A 16825-nucleotide genomic window follows, 5' to 3' on the forward strand; every position below is an offset into this window, starting at 1 on the left:
TATTTCTGTTGCTTTGATATTGACTAAAAACGAATATAATGATTAATCTTATTATTGAGTATCATGAACAACCCAATTCAAAACTATAACCCCAGCGATGTCGGACAAATAAACGGTAATATCTTTGGTTTACCCTTCGATTACACTACCGCAAATTTAATCATTATTCCCGTACCTTGGGAAGTCACGGTTTCTTATGGTGCTGGTACAGCTAACGCACCTCAAAGAATTCTCGATGCTTCACCACAGTTAGATTTATTTGATTTTGATAATCCCGATGGGTGGAAGCAGGGAATTTTTATGATGGAAATACCTCAAGATATTTTAGATAAAAATAAGTATTACCGACAGCAAGCAGCAACAATTATTCAACGATTAGAAAAAGGTAAACCATTAACAGATGCACCTAATTTAACATCGCTACTTACGGAAATTAACCAGACTTGTGAAAATGTAAATCAGTGGTTATTCGATGAATGTCACCAAGCAATTAACGATGGTAAAACCGTTGCAGTCATTGGTGGCGACCATGCTTCACCTTTGGGTTATATGCAGACTTTAGCAAATAATTATTCAAGCTATGGCATTTTACACATCGATGCTCATGCCGATTTACGTAATGCTTATGAAGGTTTTGAATTTTCTCATGCTTCGATTATGTACAACGCGATGAAATTACCGCAAATTTCAAAGTTAGTTCAAGTTGGTTTGCGAGATATTTGTCAGGATGAAGTTGAAACTATTAACCAATCCAACAATAGAATAGTTGCTTATTACGACCCAATTATTAAACAAAAGCTGTATTCTGGAACTACTTGGATTGATTTATGTAAGGAAATTGTTAGTAATTTACCCGAATACGTTTATATTAGCTTTGATGCCGATGGTTTAGACCCCAAACTATGTTCAAATACTGGAACTCCGGTTCCTGGAGGTTTGGAATTGGAGCAAGCTTTTTGTTTGATTAGAGAAGTAGTAAACAGCGGTAGAAAAATTATTGGTTTTGACGTTTGTGAGGTTGGTGATGCTGAATGGGATGGGAATGTTGGCGCGAGAGTGGTTTTGAAATTGGCTTATTTGATGGATTTATCGCAGTAAATTTCATGGTACTTTAGAAGATATTTACGACAAGGTGGAATTTGAAGATAAAGAAATAAAAGATATCTAATTATCTTTAATAACCCACTGCACAGGGTCTAATTTATAATAATTTTGTAATAATTGATAAAGCTCTGGATGTTTATTTAATAACTGCTGCGATTTTTCAAAAAACGTTTCGGTTGCAACTGAGAAAAATTCTGCTGGACGAGTTGCACCATAACTATACATTACGGTTTTTCTTCCTTGTTCCACATCGTTACATAATTGGTTATATTCTTGTGTCATTACTTTTGACCAATTAGAATAATCCGAATTTTTTTGTAAAATTGGAACTCCTTCAACTTTCCCTTCTTCTTGGTCTAATTGATGAGCAAATTCATGTAATATAATATTTTGCCCATCTTTCCAATTCTGAGTATCTTGTTTTACGTGTTGCCAAGATAATATTAATTGGTCTTTACTCCAAGATTCTCCTAATCTGACAACCGGTTTTTCTTCAACTACATATTTCCCGTTAACGGTGGTTTCTTTTGTAAAATAAGCTGTGGGATAAATTAGAATAGAGCGCAATTTAGGAAAGTACTTTCCTCGTTCGTTAAGCAGAAGTAAACAAGCAACAGCAGCAATAATTACTTTCATTTCTTCTATTACTTGTAATCCATTGCAACCGATAAATTGTTTTTCGGCTAAAAATACTTGAATATGTCCTTGGAGTCTTCGTCTTTCGGTGGGGAAAAGATGAGGATAGATTGGGAGATTATTTTCAATAATGGAATTCCAAAGTGGTGGAAAGGGATGGTTTTTTATTTGTTTTCTTTTTTGTTTGATTAAGGTGGGGCTGAGTAGGATTGCGATGGAGATTATTATGATTATTAGTAGGAATATTATTGGTTGGAGCATTTTATAAGACGGTAGTAATTAGATAAGGAGATATCTGTTTTTACCGTAGCTTATTGGGATGGGAGATGGGGTGATTTAGTCAGAAAATGCCCGCAGGCTAGAAGCCTGGGGCTATAAGAACGAAGCCCACCTTCGTGGGCTAAGAAAATAAAACATACTTTTTTATAAAAAAATATGATTATAAATCTAACTCATTAGTAGCAATTATCAATAAAATTATTCAATAAAATGGAAAAGTATAACTTTATCAACACAACGAGTTAATCGTGAAAAAATATTAACCTTATTTAGAAATGGTTCGCGAATGTGGTTAGTGATTTTTACGAATTACGTTAGCGAGGGAGCATCCCAATTATGCAAAAAGCCCACAGACTAAAGCCTGGGGCTAATACTACAAAGCCCACCTTCGTGGGCTACTAAGATTCTTAGCCCACGAAGGTGGGCTTCGTTTATATAGCCGCACCCTTGCAGGGTGTCGGGTAAAATGTTGGTTCAAAATCAGGATGCTCCCGTTAGCGAAGCGTCTCCGAAGGAGATATTACGAATTATACTTACCAACTCCTTTTTATTATGTAGTCTGCGATAGACTAATAAAAATATTACTTGATGAGGGCGAACAACTTCACTGTAAATATTAAAAAGAAACTTATTTAATCATAAAAAATCATGTTCTTTCCAAACCTCTTACCTCAGCATTAAAATATTTCCTCCTTTCCCCCTCTCCCCCTATTCTCCCTCCAAAACGTCCCCAAACTACCGTAAAATAAACCTTCATACAGCATCTATTATGTGTTCCCCATGCTTTGCGACTACCTCGTACAAATCCTGACAGCTCGCGTATACGAAGTTGCTCAAGAAACTCCTTTAGAAATCGCTCCTTTACTCTCAAATCGCTTAAATAACAAGCTTTTGCTCAAACGCGAAGATATGCAATCGGTGTTTTCTTTTAAACTCCGGGGTGCTTACAACAAAATGGCAAACCTTACACCGGAAATGCTGGAACAAGGTGTCATTGCTGCTTCTGCGGGAAATCACGCTCAAGGTGTGGCTTTAGCTGCTTCTGAATTGGGTACTCGTGCAATAATTGTGATGCCGAAAACTACGCCCCAGGTAAAGGTTGATGCTGTCAAAGCGCGGGGTGGTGAGGTGATTTTGCATGGCGATAATTACGATGATGCTTGCGGATATGCTCGTGAATTGGGAACACAAAAGAATTTAACGTTTATCCATCCTTTTGATGACCCCCATGTAATAGCTGGACAAGGTACGATTGGGATGGAAATTTTACGCCAATATCAAAAGCCCATCCATGCAATTTTTGTTGCGATTGGTGGGGGTGGTTTGATTGCGGGGATTGGTGCTTATGTGAAGCGGTTACGTCCGGAAATCAAGATTATTGGGGTTGAACCAATCGATGCCGATGCTATGTATCAATCTTTGCAGCTTGGGCAGCGGGTACGGTTGTCTCAGGTGGGTTTATTTGCCGATGGTGTTGCGGTGCGACAAGTTGGGGAGGAAACCTTTAAGCTTTGTCAGCACTATGTTGATGATATTATTCGGGTGACTACTGACGATACCTGTGCGGCAATTAAAGATGTGTTTCAGGATACTCGCTCTATAGTGGAACCTGCCGGGGGATTGGCGATCGCTGGAGCGAAAGCTTATGTCGAAAGAGAAGGAATTGAAGGTGAAACTTTAGTCGCTATAGCCTGCGGTGCGAACATGAATTTTGACCGTTTGCGCTTTGTTGCGGAGCGTGCGGAATTTGGTGAGCGAAGGGAAGCTATTTTTGCGGTAACAATTCCGGAGAAACCAGGAAGTCTGCACAAGTTTTGCGAATGCATCGGTAAGCGTAATTTAACAGAATTTAATTATCGCATTGCTTCGGAGAAGGAAGCGCAAATTTTCGTGGGCGTGCAAATTCAAAATCGTGCAGATGGTGTAAAGATAGCTGAAACTATTACCAATTGCGGTTTCCCAATCATAGACTTAACCGACGACGAATTAACGAAAATGCATCTTCGCCATATGGTAGGTGGGCGTTCTCCCTTGGCTCACAATGAGTTATTATATCGGTTTGAATTTCCCGAACGTCCTGGTGCATTAATGCAGTTTGTAGGTTCAATGAGTCCTAATTGGAATATCAGTTTATTTCACTATCGTAATAACGGTTCTGACTACGGCAGAATAGTTGTAGGAATGCAGGTTCCACCGGAAGAAATGGAAGAATGGCAGGCATTTTTGGATACTTTAGGTTATCAATATTGGGATGAAAATAAAAATCCTGCTTACAAATTGTTTTTGGGGTAATGGTAATTGATAATTGGTAATTGGTAATTGGTAATTGGTAATTGGTAATTTTGAAGACAAGGGAAAATAACTATTCCCTATTCTCTACTCCCTTTTTATCAAAACCGCGAAATAACAGATTCAAGAATCGGCTTCATCGCTTTCACGCTATATTTTTCAACACATCTTTCTCTTGCTTTTCTAGCTTTCTCCTTCGCCGATTCTAAATTATCAAATATCAACTTGATTTGCTCGGCAATTTCATCAGGAGAATCTGGTTCAACTAAATAACCAGTATCACCTAAAATTTCAGGAATATCTCCTACTTTTGTCGATAATATTGGCTTTGCCATTGCCATTCCATCTGTTAATTTGAGAGGGAATTGAGCTAAAGTTGTGTAATTCTTTCTTTGCGGTACCACAACAATATCAGCAGCAGCTAAAACTTCTGGCATAGTTTCCACAGGAAATTTAGATAATTTAAGAATCCTATGTCCCCATTTTTCAATTAGCTTTTTATCGTAATCATCGTAAGGGTTACTTCCTACAATAACTAATTTTAAATCCGGTTCATTTAATTTATCTAAAGCTATTAATACATCTTCTACACCTTTATGAGGTCTTGGTGCCCCAGGAAACATCAAAACTCTATATTCCGAAAGACCGTAACGTTCTTTACTAGCTGTGGTATTGTATTTATCTGGATTAAATAGTTCTGTATCTTTACCATTAGGTAGATAAATACCACCGAATCTTTGCTGTAAAAATTGAGTATCTACAGTGACTACATCAGCCATTGCAACTAACTTTTCCATCCATTGCACGTACAGCGGATGGTCGGGAAATTTCAATGCACCATTCTGCTTAAAAATATCTCGATATAGTTGTTTAAAACTAGGACGATATTTAAATTCGTAACCACCATGCCAGCTTAATTCCCAATCATCAATATCTAAAAATAAAGGACGATTGCCACTAATTTTTTTCAGCAATCCAATACCGAAACTTCTAGGTTTGGGTTTACATACATAAATAATATCTCCATCCAACTTTTGTAATAGTTCTTTCGCTGATGATAAAAAACCAGGATAATTTTTACCAGGAACGGAAACAATACTCATTCCAGAAGGCGGTGCTGTAATAATTTCCTTACCGTAAATAAACCCAACAATTTCTACTGTATGATTAAGGCTTTTTAAAACTTGAGCTAATAAAAAAGCCCGGAGAGTTCCGCCTTCTGATAAGTCGCTAACAACTAATGATACTTTCACTGTAAATTATCAAGATGTTAAATCTAAAAATATGTCAAATAGTCAAATGATAATAGCAAATTCATAGATATATTAGATTTTTATTATAAACAAAATAGAAAATATTTGTTGCTGAATTTATCAGGAATGGCCGCAATTGTCACAATGCCCATTTGGTGCGTGACACTGAAAACATTGTGACTACGTTCACAGTTACTCAAAGTGTCACAGCACCCTACAAGAAAAATGTGCCGGTTGCGTAAGTCCTATTTATATTATTTTTTAAAAATTATCAAATGAATTTAGGGTTTTTCAGAGAAAACTGAATATAACATTGTTTATATTCGGTTAATTTTATCTATTCAGGAATGGCCGCAATTGTCACAAAGCTTGGGTGGTGCGTGACACTACAAACCTTATTACTACGTTGATAATCAGTCAAAATGTCACAGCACCCTACAAGAAAAATATGCCAGTTGCGGCCATTCCTACTATTAAGCAAACGAACTTAAAGAGAACCTGAAAATGAAAACAATACATCTATCATCGGGAATAGAAATTCCAGCTTTAGGGCAGGGAACTTGGCGAATGGGTGAAGATAGCAGTCAAAAAGATGCTGAAATTGCTGCTCTGCGTCTCGGTTTAGATATGGGAATGACGCTTATCGACACGGCAGAAATGTATGGTGAAGGTGGTGCGGAAGAAGTTGTTGGTGAAGCTATTAAAAATCGTCGCCAAGAAGTTTATCTTGTAAGTAAGGTGTACCCGCACAATGCTAGTCTAAAAGGCGCGATCGCAGCTTGTGAAAGAAGCCTAAAACGACTCAAAACCGATTGCATTGACCTTTATTTATTACATTGGCGAAGTTCGATACCGCTTTCAGAAACCTTGGAAGCGTTTGAATCGCTCAAGCAAGCCGGGAAAATTCGGGATTACGGTGTAAGTAATTTCGATGCAGATGAGATGAAAAAGGCAATTAAGTTACCTTATGGAAATCAAATTGCCACAAATCAGGTTTTATATAATTTAGCTCGTCGCGGTATTGAGTGGGATTTGCTTCCTTGGAGTCGTCAGCATAATATACCCATCATGGCTTATTCACCGATTGAGCAAAAGGGTATTTTAAAGAATTCACAGTTAAAATCAGTAGCTTCGCGACATAATGCGACTCCCGCACAGGTTGGTTTAGCATGGCTACTTCAACAAGAAGGAATAATCGCGATTCCTAAAGCCAGCAATCCCGAACATGTAAAAGAGAATAGTGTAGCTTTGGATATACAGCTTACTCAAGAAGATTTAACTGAACTCGATAAAGCTTTTCCCCCGCCAAATCGGAAAATGTCCCTTGCAATCAGATAGGAACTACTATTGTTTTTTCAGCCGTTTTGATAGGTTGTATTAGGGAGGGGGGAAGAAGAGGTAGAGGGGGTAGAGGGAGGAGTAGAGAATATTTTTAATTACTATCTCACACCGCTTTCAGCGCACAACTGAATCATGTAAGCCACGATTCCCGTCCAACCTGTTTGATGAGAAGCACCCAATCCCGCACCGTTATCGCCGTGAAAGTATTCGTGAAAGTAAATATAGTCACGCCAATGAGGGTCATTTTGAAACTTTTCGATACCTCCAAATACGGGACGTTTACCGGATTCATCTTGAAGAAAGATATTAGTCATCCGCTTTGATAGTTCGATAATGATTTCTGAGAGATTTTTGTAATTACCCGAACCTGTAGGAAATTCAATTTTAAAATCATCTCCTAAATATTCATGGAAATTCTGCAAGGCTTCTAATAATAAATAGTTAATTGGAAACCAAATTGGACCTCTCCAATTTGAATTACCACCAAACATTCCTGAAGTTGATTCGGCTGGTTGATAATCTACTCGATATTCATTGCCGTTGACATGGATTACAAAGGGATTTTCTTGATGGAATTTTGAAAGCGAACGAATACCATAGGGACTTAGAAACTCGGCTTCATCAAGCATACAGGAGAGCAAACATTGTAGCTTGTTGTTACTACCGTCTTTATGGGGAGTAGCGTAACATAATGCTAAAAGTCTTTTTGCACCCACACCTTCTGTAATCATACAGGCTACATTCTTTTTTAAATCGGGACGATTTTTAATAAACCATTCCAAGCGTTTTTTGAATCCCGGCAATTTTTCAATAGTTTCGGGTTTGATAACGTTGACTCCCAATAAAGGAATTAAACCAACTAAAGAGCGCACTTTTAATAAACACCTACCACCGTCGGGAAAATTAATTGCATCGTAATAAAAACCATCCTTTTCATCCCATAAAGAAAGTCCGTCACCGATGTTATTCATGGCATCGGCAATATAAAGGAAATGTTCAAAAAATTTACTAGCAACGTCTTCATAAGGCGGACGCTCTTGGGCTAATTCTAAGGCAATATGCAGCATTCCCAAACTGTACATTCCCATCCAGCTAGTAGCGTCTGCCTGTTCTAAGCTACCTCCCGTCGGCAATTCCGAACTGCGGTCAAAAACCCCAATATTATCTAAACCTAAAAACCCACCTTCAAAAATATTTTTACCTTGGGTATCTTCGCGGTTAACCCACCAGGTAAAATTAAGCAATAGTTTTTGAAAGATACGTTCTAAAAATTCTGTATCCTTACGTCCCCAAAACTTCTGTTCTATGGTATAAATTTGCCATGCTGCCCAAGCCTGTACGGGAGGATTGACATCGCTAAACGCCCATTCGTAAGCGGGTATCTGTCCGTTTGGATGCATATACCATTCGCGGGTTAGTCGTGAAAGCTGTAATTTGGCATAGTCGGGGTCAAGAATGGCTAAAGGAACTAGGTGAAAAGCTAAATCCCAAGCAGCATACCAGGGATATTCCCATTTATCGGGCATGGAAATAATATCATCGTTAAATAAATGTCTCCATTCCGCATTTCTAGCATTTTTGCGTGATTCTGGAGGAACTGGGCTATTAGGGTCGCCTTTTAACCAATCTTCAATTACATAGTAATAAAACTGCTTAGTCCAGAGCATTCCCGCAAAAGCTTGTCGCTGTACTTGGCGCTGTTCTTCTGGCATTTTATGGGGATTAATCCAATGATAAAATTCATCGGCTTCTTGTTTTCTCTGGTTAAAAATGTTTTCAAATTCGCCAAAAGGATTTTGTAAAAAATCAGAATTACACAATCTTAATTCTATGCTGCGGCTTTCTCCTGGGGGAATAGATAATTTATAGTGCGCGGCAAATTTTGTGCCAATTTTGTTGGGGTTGACTGCCTTTTTTTCACCGTTCACCAGATAATTATTAATCCCGTCCTTCACATAAGGGGAATCATTTTCTTTTCCAAATAATAAAGCCGTATTAGTTTCATTTTCGGTAAATAATAACTCGTCGGAATTATTGCAGTACAGCCATCTTTTTCCTAAATCTGGATGTGAAGCTTCAATAACACTGTAAGAATCGTTTTGAGAATAAATTTTTAATTGTGGCTTTTCAACATCATCGAACCAAGACCATATATTACGAAACCAAAGAGTAGGCAATATATGTAAAGGTTTCTCTTCTGAACCGCGATTGTATGCCGTTACCTTAACTAAAATATCTTCATCAGCATTTTTCGCGTATTCGATAAAAATATCAAAATACTTATCTTCATCAAAGATTCCCGTATCTAACAACTCATATTCTGGGTCTGAAAAACCGCGATTTTGATTTTCTTCTACTAACTCAGCATAAGGATATTCAGCTTGAGGATACTTGTATAAATACTTCATGTAAGAATGAGTCGGAGTATTATCAAGATAAAAATAATACTCTTTGACATCTTCCCCGTGATTCCCTTGAGAACCACTTAAACCGAACATTTTTTCTTTGATAATCGGGTCTTTTTCGTTCCAAAAAGCCAAAGCAAAGCACAGACGCTGGTGATTGTCGCAGATACCCGCAATCCCGTCTTCCCCCCAACGATAAGCCCGAGATAAAGATTGCTGATGAGAAAAATAATCCCAAGCCGAACCATCTTCGCTATAGTCTTCTCTAACCGTACCCCACTGTCTTTCGCTAACATAGGGACCCCAACGAGTCCAATAAGCGGTGCGTTCTCGGTTTTGTTTGAGTCTTTTGGCTTCAGCAGTCATTATTTTCCCTGGTAAGTTTCCCTGGTAAATTAGTTAACAAGAAAATATCTTTTATATTTTAAAAAGCAGCATTTCTAATAGATAAATCCGATTTCTTCGGGGAGAATCGTTCCCAGAATACTTATAAATATTGATTGTTCGGTTTGTGTAGTGGTTGCCATTTCTGTTTCCTTAATATTTGTAATATCTAAGCGATAGTTAGGTAAAAGAAAGTACTTGTAATGTTGCGGCTTCCTGGCTAAAATTTACTGAAATTAATTTGTCCAATGCCACTATTTTCTCATGCACGCTTTTGAGTGTTTGACTTGGTTAATTCAAAAACTCGATACCATTTTTCTTGGCAGCCGCGACAATTTTATTAATATCTACTTTACTAGTCTTAGAAGTAATTTTTGATTTGTCTTTTAGGAGAGTACCTACTTCTGATAGCATCTTAGGTAAAGCATCACTTTGACTTACTACTAAAACTTTTCCTTCTCCCGTGCCAATATGTTTAAAGCCAAAAGGAACACCCGAAGGAATGGAAACAATCTCACCTTCGGTCACTTTAGTAATTTGCTCTGGCTCGGAGAAAGCAAACTCAAAGTCTCCTTTAATAATGTATATTTCTTCTGGAGCCTGAAGAACGTGTTTTATTAACAGCAACCCTTCATATCCAGATGGCTGAGTTATTTCAGTTTTAGAGATAACTTGAGAAGTATTGCTATTAAAAGGTTTATAGGTATTGAAAGTTTGATATGTAAATATTTCTCTTCCTACTGCTACAGTTTTACTATAGTTGGGATGAAAAACTAATATATTTTGAGAGGTTAAGGCAGCGGCATCTAAAGTCGGATAAATTATGGCACTAAGAGATACGAATAAAGTTAAGAGAAGAGAAATTATTGTTTTCATTTTGATTTTTGGTTATGACATTGGTTAATAAGTTTGCAAAAAACTCTTTTTGTCTCTGAAAATAATTACTTATGCTAAACCACCATTTGCACGAATATTTTGTCCGGTAATCCAGCGTGCATTATCACTAGCTAGAAAAGCAACAATATCGGCAATATCTTCTACTTCCGCAATTCTTCCTAAAGCTGCCATATCGCCAAATTTATTAATTTGTTCCTCGGTTTTGCCTTCCCTAAACAAAGGGGTATCTGTAGGTCCCGGAGAAACAGCATTAACAGTAATCCCGCGACTTCCTACTTCTTTGGCTAATACTCGCGTAACTTGTTCCACCGCTCCCTTAGTGGCGACATAAGCGCTGTAAGTAGGTAGCATCATGGCTGTGGTGCTACTAGAAATATTGATGATTCGTCCCCCTTCATTCATGCATTTAACTGCTTGCTGACAGGCAAAATAAGTGCCTTTGATATTAACAGCAACTATTTCGTCAAATTCCTCTTCTGTAAATTCGACTAAAGGTTTATAGATAACAATACCGGCACAGTTAACTAAAATATCGACTTGTCCTAATTTGCTAACTGTCTGATTAAATAAACGCTCTATTTCAGCGACTTTACCGACATCAGCCTGTAGAGAAATTGCATTTCCTCCCTGCTGTTTGATTTGTGCAACCGCTTCATCGGCTTTATCCGCACTGTGGGAATAATTGATAACCACCGTTGCACCATCTGAAGCTAATTTTGTCGCGATCGCTTTACCGATACCGCGAGATGAGCCGGTGATAATTGCAACTTTATTGTTCAAATTTGTCATTGTTTTTATCTGTAATTCAAAAACTAGGCGTTGCTGTTAGCGAAGCGTGGCGTTAGCCATATAAAAATATGAATAGCCCCCCAATCCCCAATTTTGCGGGAGAAATATATTTTAAAGTCCCTCTGTTTTGGGGATTTAGGGGGCTAGCAAATATGAGAAATATAAATTCATATTTCAATTCAGCAATACCAAAAACTACAACATATATTCTTGCGGTTAGGAGGGATTTAAAAGACTGCAAATAGTATCAACTTCTGTCATTACAGCATCGGCAGTAAATTTAATACTTTCTAGAGAACGCTTGCCTGCTTCATCATTTCCGGCTCCACAAGCATCCGTAACGATAACAGGAATATAACCTCTATCTGCTCCATGACGAATTGTTGGCTCAATACCAATTTCTGTTGCTATACCCATAATTGCAAAGGAAATAATACCGCAGTCTTTTAAAGCGATATCCAAAAAAGTTCCTTCAAAAGCAGACATGGTAATTTTGTCGAAAATGACTTCTGAAGGCAGAGGTGATAATTCGGGAATCAGTTGAAAATCATCAGAATCTCTTAAAAACCAAGGGTTAAATTCATCAATTTTATTAGTTCCCTGCCAAGTCATTGCTTGACGCAGTTGAAAAACTCCGGCAACTTCCTTTGGTAATGAAAGATGACGACAGAAAAATACTCGGAATCCTCCTTTACGAGCCGCAGCAAGAACTTTAAGAATATTATTGGTAATTGTTTGAGTTTTTTCTTTTGGCAATTGGTTCATGATGCCAACTTGCATATCATAAATCAAAATAGCCATACGGTTTGGATGACAAATTTCTTCTAAACTTTGAGGTATTTCTAAACCAAAAGCATTTTCCATTTTATTATCCCGAATGTTTCTAACTAAAAACTATTATGGGGTTTTTGCAACGTCTTCGCGCTTTTTACTATCTGGTAGAAAAGTGGAGTTGATTGACATTTGTTGATAAACACGGTGCTGTAAGTACCATTGAGCATCCCTGCTAATCCAAGTATCAACCACAACACCATGACCAATAATTCTTGGCAACACTGAATCTATTTCTTCAGTGGGTGACTCGTTACGAGAAGCAGCTGGGAACAATTGAGTTACCAGCAGATAACTTACAGATTCAGCAGTATCTTCACCTATTTTGCGCGTCACTGAATTAAGGCAATGATGTCGAATACCGTCAAAACCAGCCGGAGTATTCTTTAACCACTCAATAAAACTGCTTGCGCTTTCGTGTTTGCCAAATAAAGGATGCTCGTTGATATAGTTTTCAGTCAGTATTTTTTTCAAAGCAGCATAATCGCGGCTATCTTCACACAAGTAAACTCGATGCAATAATTCTGTAATTTGAAGGCGATCGCCAACAGATAATTCTGTGTTTAATGCTGATTGAGGATCGCATATTCCTAAAGGCAAGTTGGTAATATCGTGAAATGGCATAATTTTAAGCTCTAGTTATATTTGTACTAATGACGTACATTACCTGCACCCAAAATTGAAATTTTCATTGCCAGCTTAACTCCTGAATAGTTGAGAATAAACTACTGCTCGCTATAATTCCACAACAACCCACCATCAACATAGAAAGTTGAACCAGTAATGTATTTAGCTTCATCGGAAGCAAGAAACGCAACTATACCCGAAACATCTTCCGGCTCTCCCAAACGTCCCAAAGGAATATTTTGCGTAACTTTCTTTAACTGTTCGGGATTATCGAGTAAATCTTGATTAATGGGAGTCGCAATTGCTCCTGGTGCGACATTATTAATAGTAATTCCCAACGGCCCCAACTCAACTGCCAAATTCCGCATTATCATTTTTACGCCGCCTTTACTGGCGCAGTAGGAAGTAAAGTGAGGAAAAGGAAGTTCTTCATGGACGGAACTAATATTAATTATTCTGCCTTGACGGTTAGTTTGTTTGAGATGTTTGACTACTACTTGAGTTGCAAAAAATACCGCTTTGAGATTAACATTTAGTACCAAATCATAATCATCTTCAGTGATATCCCAAAAATCGGCACGTTTTTCTAAACCTGCATTATTAACTAAAATATCAACTTTACCAAACTGATTGATGCTTTCTTCAACTAAGTTATTAATCTCGTCAACTTTACTTAGATCGGCTTTAACAATATAACCTTCACCACCAGCTTTTTCGACTTTTTCTTTAGTTTCTTTGGCTTCATCGGGATGGGAACGGTAGTTAACAACAACTTTTGCACCTTCTTGTGCCAAACGCTCGCAAATCGCTTCCCCAATACCGCCGCTACCACCTGTGACTATTGCAACTTTTTCTTTTAATTTCATGATTTTAAACTGACCCCAAAAACTATTCAACCGTTGTCAAGCATGTCTATTTAATAGAGATTTAAGCTAAGACAAGATATATAGCTATGTTTAAACAAAATGGTTTGCTTGTCTTTCACATTCTTGCTCTAATTTTCTATCTGGCGTTGCTGATTAAAAGAAAGTATGAATAGCCCCCCAACCCCCAATTCTGGGGGAGAAATATAATTTAAAGTCCCCCAAATTTGGGATATTTAGGGGCTACCGTTAGACAGTAATAATAAATTCATATTTCAATTGTGCAACGCCTTCTGTCTTCCTTTCTTCCCCAACCACCATAAATACACGAAACCTACCAAGGCAATACTTCACCGTTTGAATGCCAGAAGGTGCCGGTATTTTCCATATTTAGCTCATCAATACGAGCTAACAATCCCGCCACTGACTCTTCCGTGGTTATTCCAGAAAAGCCAGTCATCCGCGTTTGTACCAGCCCAGGATGTAAAATTGCAACGGGAATATTTTTTGATTTCAAATCTTCAGATAAGGATTTACCAGCCATTGATAAAGCAACTTTCGACATCCGATAACCATAGGAACCGCCGGAAGTATTGTCATCTATCGAACCCATACGGCTGGTCATCATAATAACTTTAGAACCTGATTTTAAGTTATTCAATAGAGCATGAGTTAATCTTAATGGCCCTACAGCATTAACTTCAAATTGTCTGCGAATACTGTCAAAATCTAAATTATCAAGGCTGACTCGCTCTATAATACCGGCATTATTAATTAAAACATCAAGAGTTTTACCGTCAAGTTTTTTAACTAATTGAGCAACAGAAGAATCACTTGTAATGTCAACATCTGTTTCAACTTGTACGTCTAAATCTTTTAATTCATCCGACATCGAACGACATACAGCAATAACATTATCGCCTCGCTTTTTTACTTGACGACAATATTCTAAACCTATACCTCGATTTGCACCCGTTACTAAATAAGTTGCCATATAGTTTGAAGATTTACTTACAAATTTAGACTATCAATGTATTTCTCTTTTTGTATTTTACCTTGAAATAAATTTGATTTTAGTTTGAATTGAATTTGATTTTGATTTTGATTTTTAATTGTATTAACCTAGAACTTCTCCTTAAACAACTAAAACTCAAAGAAGATAAGCTTTGAATTTTGCCTATTATATGTATAAAAGCAATTGAGAGTTAATAACAATTGTTAATTAGATTCTTCAATCATTTCATCAGGACTCCAATAGCCTTTCAAATTAACAATTTTCCCGTCGCTATTAAAGTTGAAAATATTAATACCTTCAAAGCGGACTTGTTTACCTTCTTTAGTTAATCCTCTTCCAGTCCAGCGAGCCGCAGCATCATTACCAATTACATGGACAAATTCCTCATGCAATCCAACATTTTCAAATCCTGACATGAATGCTTTTCCTAGTTCTAATATTTGCTTGGAATTGTTAATTGGTGTTGTTCCAACTGGATCTTCAACAATAGCATTATTAGCAAAACGAGATGCCCATTCTTGAGCGTTGTTACTGCGTGTTGCTTCAAAATATTGAGCTACAAATTTACGAACTAATTTTGGAGCAAGAGTTTGAGTTGTCATAACCAAATCTGTTGAAATAATATTCGGAATTAATTTATCACTAAAGCTAATGAATGATTAAATATATTTTTTGTCAATCCTTCAATACTGTATATACAAACTTAACCGCCATCGAACCTTCACCGACAGTCGCAGTAACTCGTTTAATCGATTCGCAACGAATTTTGCCACCGGCGAATATTCCCTCATGACTGATTTATAAGAAAAACGGGAGCATCCCAATTTTGTAAATTTACTAAAATATTAATTGTCATTTCCCTCGCAATGACAAAATATGTTTTTAAATATTTGCGATGCTTCCAGAAAAACTGATAATTTCAAACAAATAGTATTATTTACCTGTTGCAGAGAGAACAAGCTCGTAAAGATGATGTTCGTTTTCAGCAATTCCTTCCCAATAAGGAGATTCGCTACCGAATCCTGGTTGTTTTTTCAAATTTTCAATAGCTTCTTTATTGCTCCATTGCCCGTAATTGATGACGCGGGTTCCGTCAAGGCTGCGATGAAAATTAGCGGAAACTAATCCTGGTAAATTCATTGCTTTGACTACATTTTCTTTTGCTAATTCAATCATCCTGGGTTGATTTTCGGGCTGCATCCGGAATTCAGCAAAATGATAAATATATTTTTGATTTATTTCTGGTATTCCTTCTTTCGATTCGGAAATAACCACTTCATAAACATGGCTATCTGGATTATGCTCTCTAATTTTGGCTGCTTGCTGTTGTACTTGGGGATTGTTAAGAAAATTTTCAAAATCTTGCTTTGTTTTCCATTGGGCATAATTTGCAACTTTTACCCCATCTAAACTTTTATGTATATTCGCAGAAACAAAACCGGGCTGCTGCTTTACCGTATCAAGAAATTTTGTAATGGTATCTATTAATTCTTGCTGCTTTTCTGATTCAACCTTGAAAATAACAATAACAGTAACGACTTCATTCTTGGTGGCAATAGTAGGCATCGATATATCCTATATTTGTCTCTTTGTTATCTATTTTTTATATTGCCTTAAAAAGGCGTATGAGTAAATTGTTTTTTATTAATATACTTTCTTTTAATATGAATTATATCGATATAATAATAAAAGAATTAAAAATAGAGTCTTGCCTTATATGATGTTTATCAAATCAACGATCTAAAAATTATAAGTTGAGAAGTCGTAACGACTTCGTTGCACAAAGAAGTTGACACGGAGGTATTCTTGCCGCTAAACAGAACCGCAGGTTTAGTAAGTCAACTATACAAATCTGCGGAGTAGTCTTATACTATATCTTGAAAAAACATGCAAAAATAAGCCAGAAGCAGATAAGCTTGGCAGGCGTAGCACCACTTTTTTAAAGTGTTGACGTTTACTCCTTATCTTGCGGCGATCGCATTTATGTCCTATCGGACATGATAAGCTAACAAAAATTAAATAGAGTTTCTATACAATCATCAAGTGAATAGTCAAATAGTTGTGAAAAAAATATTTAGGCAGAACTATTTTTTATTTAATATTTAAGCTCTG

At 37.1% G+C, this 16825-nt stretch carries 15 protein-coding genes; 4 read left to right on the forward strand and 11 right to left on the reverse strand.

The annotated features are described in order from the left end of the window. Nucleotides 1-63: 63 nt before the first annotated feature. A complete protein-coding gene (locus RIV7116_RS25790; RefSeq protein ID WP_015121268.1) occupies nt 64-1098 on the forward strand; it encodes an agmatinase family protein in 1035 nt (344 codons plus the stop codon). A 66-nt stretch (nt 1099-1164) separates the two neighbouring features. Here the strand turns inward: RIV7116_RS25790 and RIV7116_RS25795 are convergent, their stop codons facing one another. Further along, nucleotides 1165-2001: a zinc-dependent peptidase gene (locus RIV7116_RS25795; protein WP_015121269.1), complete on the reverse strand. Its 837-nt coding sequence runs from the start codon at nt 1999-2001 to the stop codon at nt 1165-1167. Between the two features lie 798 nt (nt 2002-2799). On the opposite strand from RIV7116_RS25795, the gene ilvA reads away from it, so the two are divergent. Further along, nucleotides 2800-4311 (forward strand): threonine ammonia-lyase, biosynthetic, encoded by a 1512-nt coding sequence (gene ilvA / locus RIV7116_RS25800; RefSeq protein WP_015121270.1) that lies wholly within the window; start codon nt 2800-2802, stop codon nt 4309-4311. A gap of 98 nt (nt 4312-4409) precedes the next feature. Here the strand turns inward: ilvA and RIV7116_RS25805 are convergent, their stop codons facing one another. Then, the gene (locus RIV7116_RS25805; protein WP_015121271.1) at nt 4410-5561 is read right to left on the reverse strand and encodes a glycosyltransferase family 4 protein; all 1152 of its coding nucleotides are present in this window, start codon (nt 5559-5561) and stop codon (nt 4410-4412) included. A gap of 504 nt (nt 5562-6065) precedes the next feature. Here RIV7116_RS25805 and RIV7116_RS25810 point away from each other — a divergent pair. Then, nucleotides 6066-6899: an aldo/keto reductase gene (locus RIV7116_RS25810; protein WP_015121272.1), complete on the forward strand. Its 834-nt coding sequence runs from the start codon at nt 6066-6068 to the stop codon at nt 6897-6899. A 101-nt stretch (nt 6900-7000) separates the two neighbouring features. On the opposite strand, the gene RIV7116_RS25815 is transcribed toward RIV7116_RS25810, so the two are convergent. The 8 genes from RIV7116_RS25815 to RIV7116_RS25850 form a co-directional block, all read right to left on the reverse strand. Further along, entirely contained in the window at nt 7001-9673 is a 2673-nt protein-coding gene (locus RIV7116_RS25815; protein WP_015121273.1) for a mannosyl-oligosaccharide glucosidase, read from the reverse strand. Nucleotides 9674-9982: 309 nt separating this feature from the next. Further along, nucleotides 9983-10567, reverse strand: a complete 585-nt coding sequence (locus tag RIV7116_RS25820; RefSeq protein ID WP_015121274.1) for a cupin domain-containing protein — start codon at nt 10565-10567, stop codon at nt 9983-9985. A gap of 69 nt (nt 10568-10636) precedes the next feature. Next, entirely contained in the window at nt 10637-11377 is a 741-nt protein-coding gene (locus RIV7116_RS25825) for an SDR family oxidoreductase (RefSeq protein ID WP_015121275.1), read from the reverse strand. A gap of 216 nt (nt 11378-11593) precedes the next feature. After that, complete coding sequence (locus RIV7116_RS25830) at nt 11594-12241, reverse strand: cysteine hydrolase (RefSeq protein WP_015121276.1); 648 nt, start codon at nt 12239-12241, stop codon at nt 11594-11596. 33 nt (nt 12242-12274) lie between these two features. After that, nucleotides 12275-12832 carry a nuclear transport factor 2 family protein gene (locus tag RIV7116_RS25835; RefSeq protein ID WP_015121277.1) on the reverse strand — a complete coding sequence of 186 codons (558 nt, stop codon included), beginning with the start codon at nt 12830-12832 and terminating at the stop codon, nt 12275-12277. Between the two features lie 101 nt (nt 12833-12933). Next, nucleotides 12934-13701: a glucose 1-dehydrogenase gene (locus RIV7116_RS25840; protein ID WP_015121278.1), complete on the reverse strand. Its 768-nt coding sequence runs from the start codon at nt 13699-13701 to the stop codon at nt 12934-12936. A 331-nt stretch (nt 13702-14032) separates the two neighbouring features. After that, on the reverse strand, nt 14033-14692 hold the full coding sequence (locus RIV7116_RS25845) for an SDR family oxidoreductase (protein WP_015121279.1): 660 nt from the start codon (nt 14690-14692) through the stop codon (nt 14033-14035). Between the two features lie 224 nt (nt 14693-14916). Next, a complete protein-coding gene (locus RIV7116_RS25850; RefSeq protein WP_015121280.1) occupies nt 14917-15315 on the reverse strand; it encodes a nuclear transport factor 2 family protein in 399 nt (132 codons plus the stop codon). Between the two features lie 53 nt (nt 15316-15368). On the opposite strand from RIV7116_RS25850, the gene RIV7116_RS36070 reads away from it, so the two are divergent. Further along, nucleotides 15369-15506 (forward strand): hypothetical protein, encoded by a 138-nt coding sequence (locus RIV7116_RS36070; protein WP_157229332.1) that lies wholly within the window; start codon nt 15369-15371, stop codon nt 15504-15506. Between the two features lie 140 nt (nt 15507-15646). Here the strand turns inward: RIV7116_RS36070 and RIV7116_RS25855 are convergent, their stop codons facing one another. After that, nucleotides 15647-16279: an antibiotic biosynthesis monooxygenase gene (locus RIV7116_RS25855; RefSeq protein ID WP_015121281.1), complete on the reverse strand. Its 633-nt coding sequence runs from the start codon at nt 16277-16279 to the stop codon at nt 15647-15649. Nucleotides 16280-16825: the final 546 nt, after the last annotated feature.

Origin of the sequence: Rivularia sp. PCC 7116 (genome assembly GCF_000316665.1) — a bacterium.
GTDB lineage: Bacteria > Cyanobacteriota > Cyanobacteriia > Cyanobacteriales > Nostocaceae > Rivularia.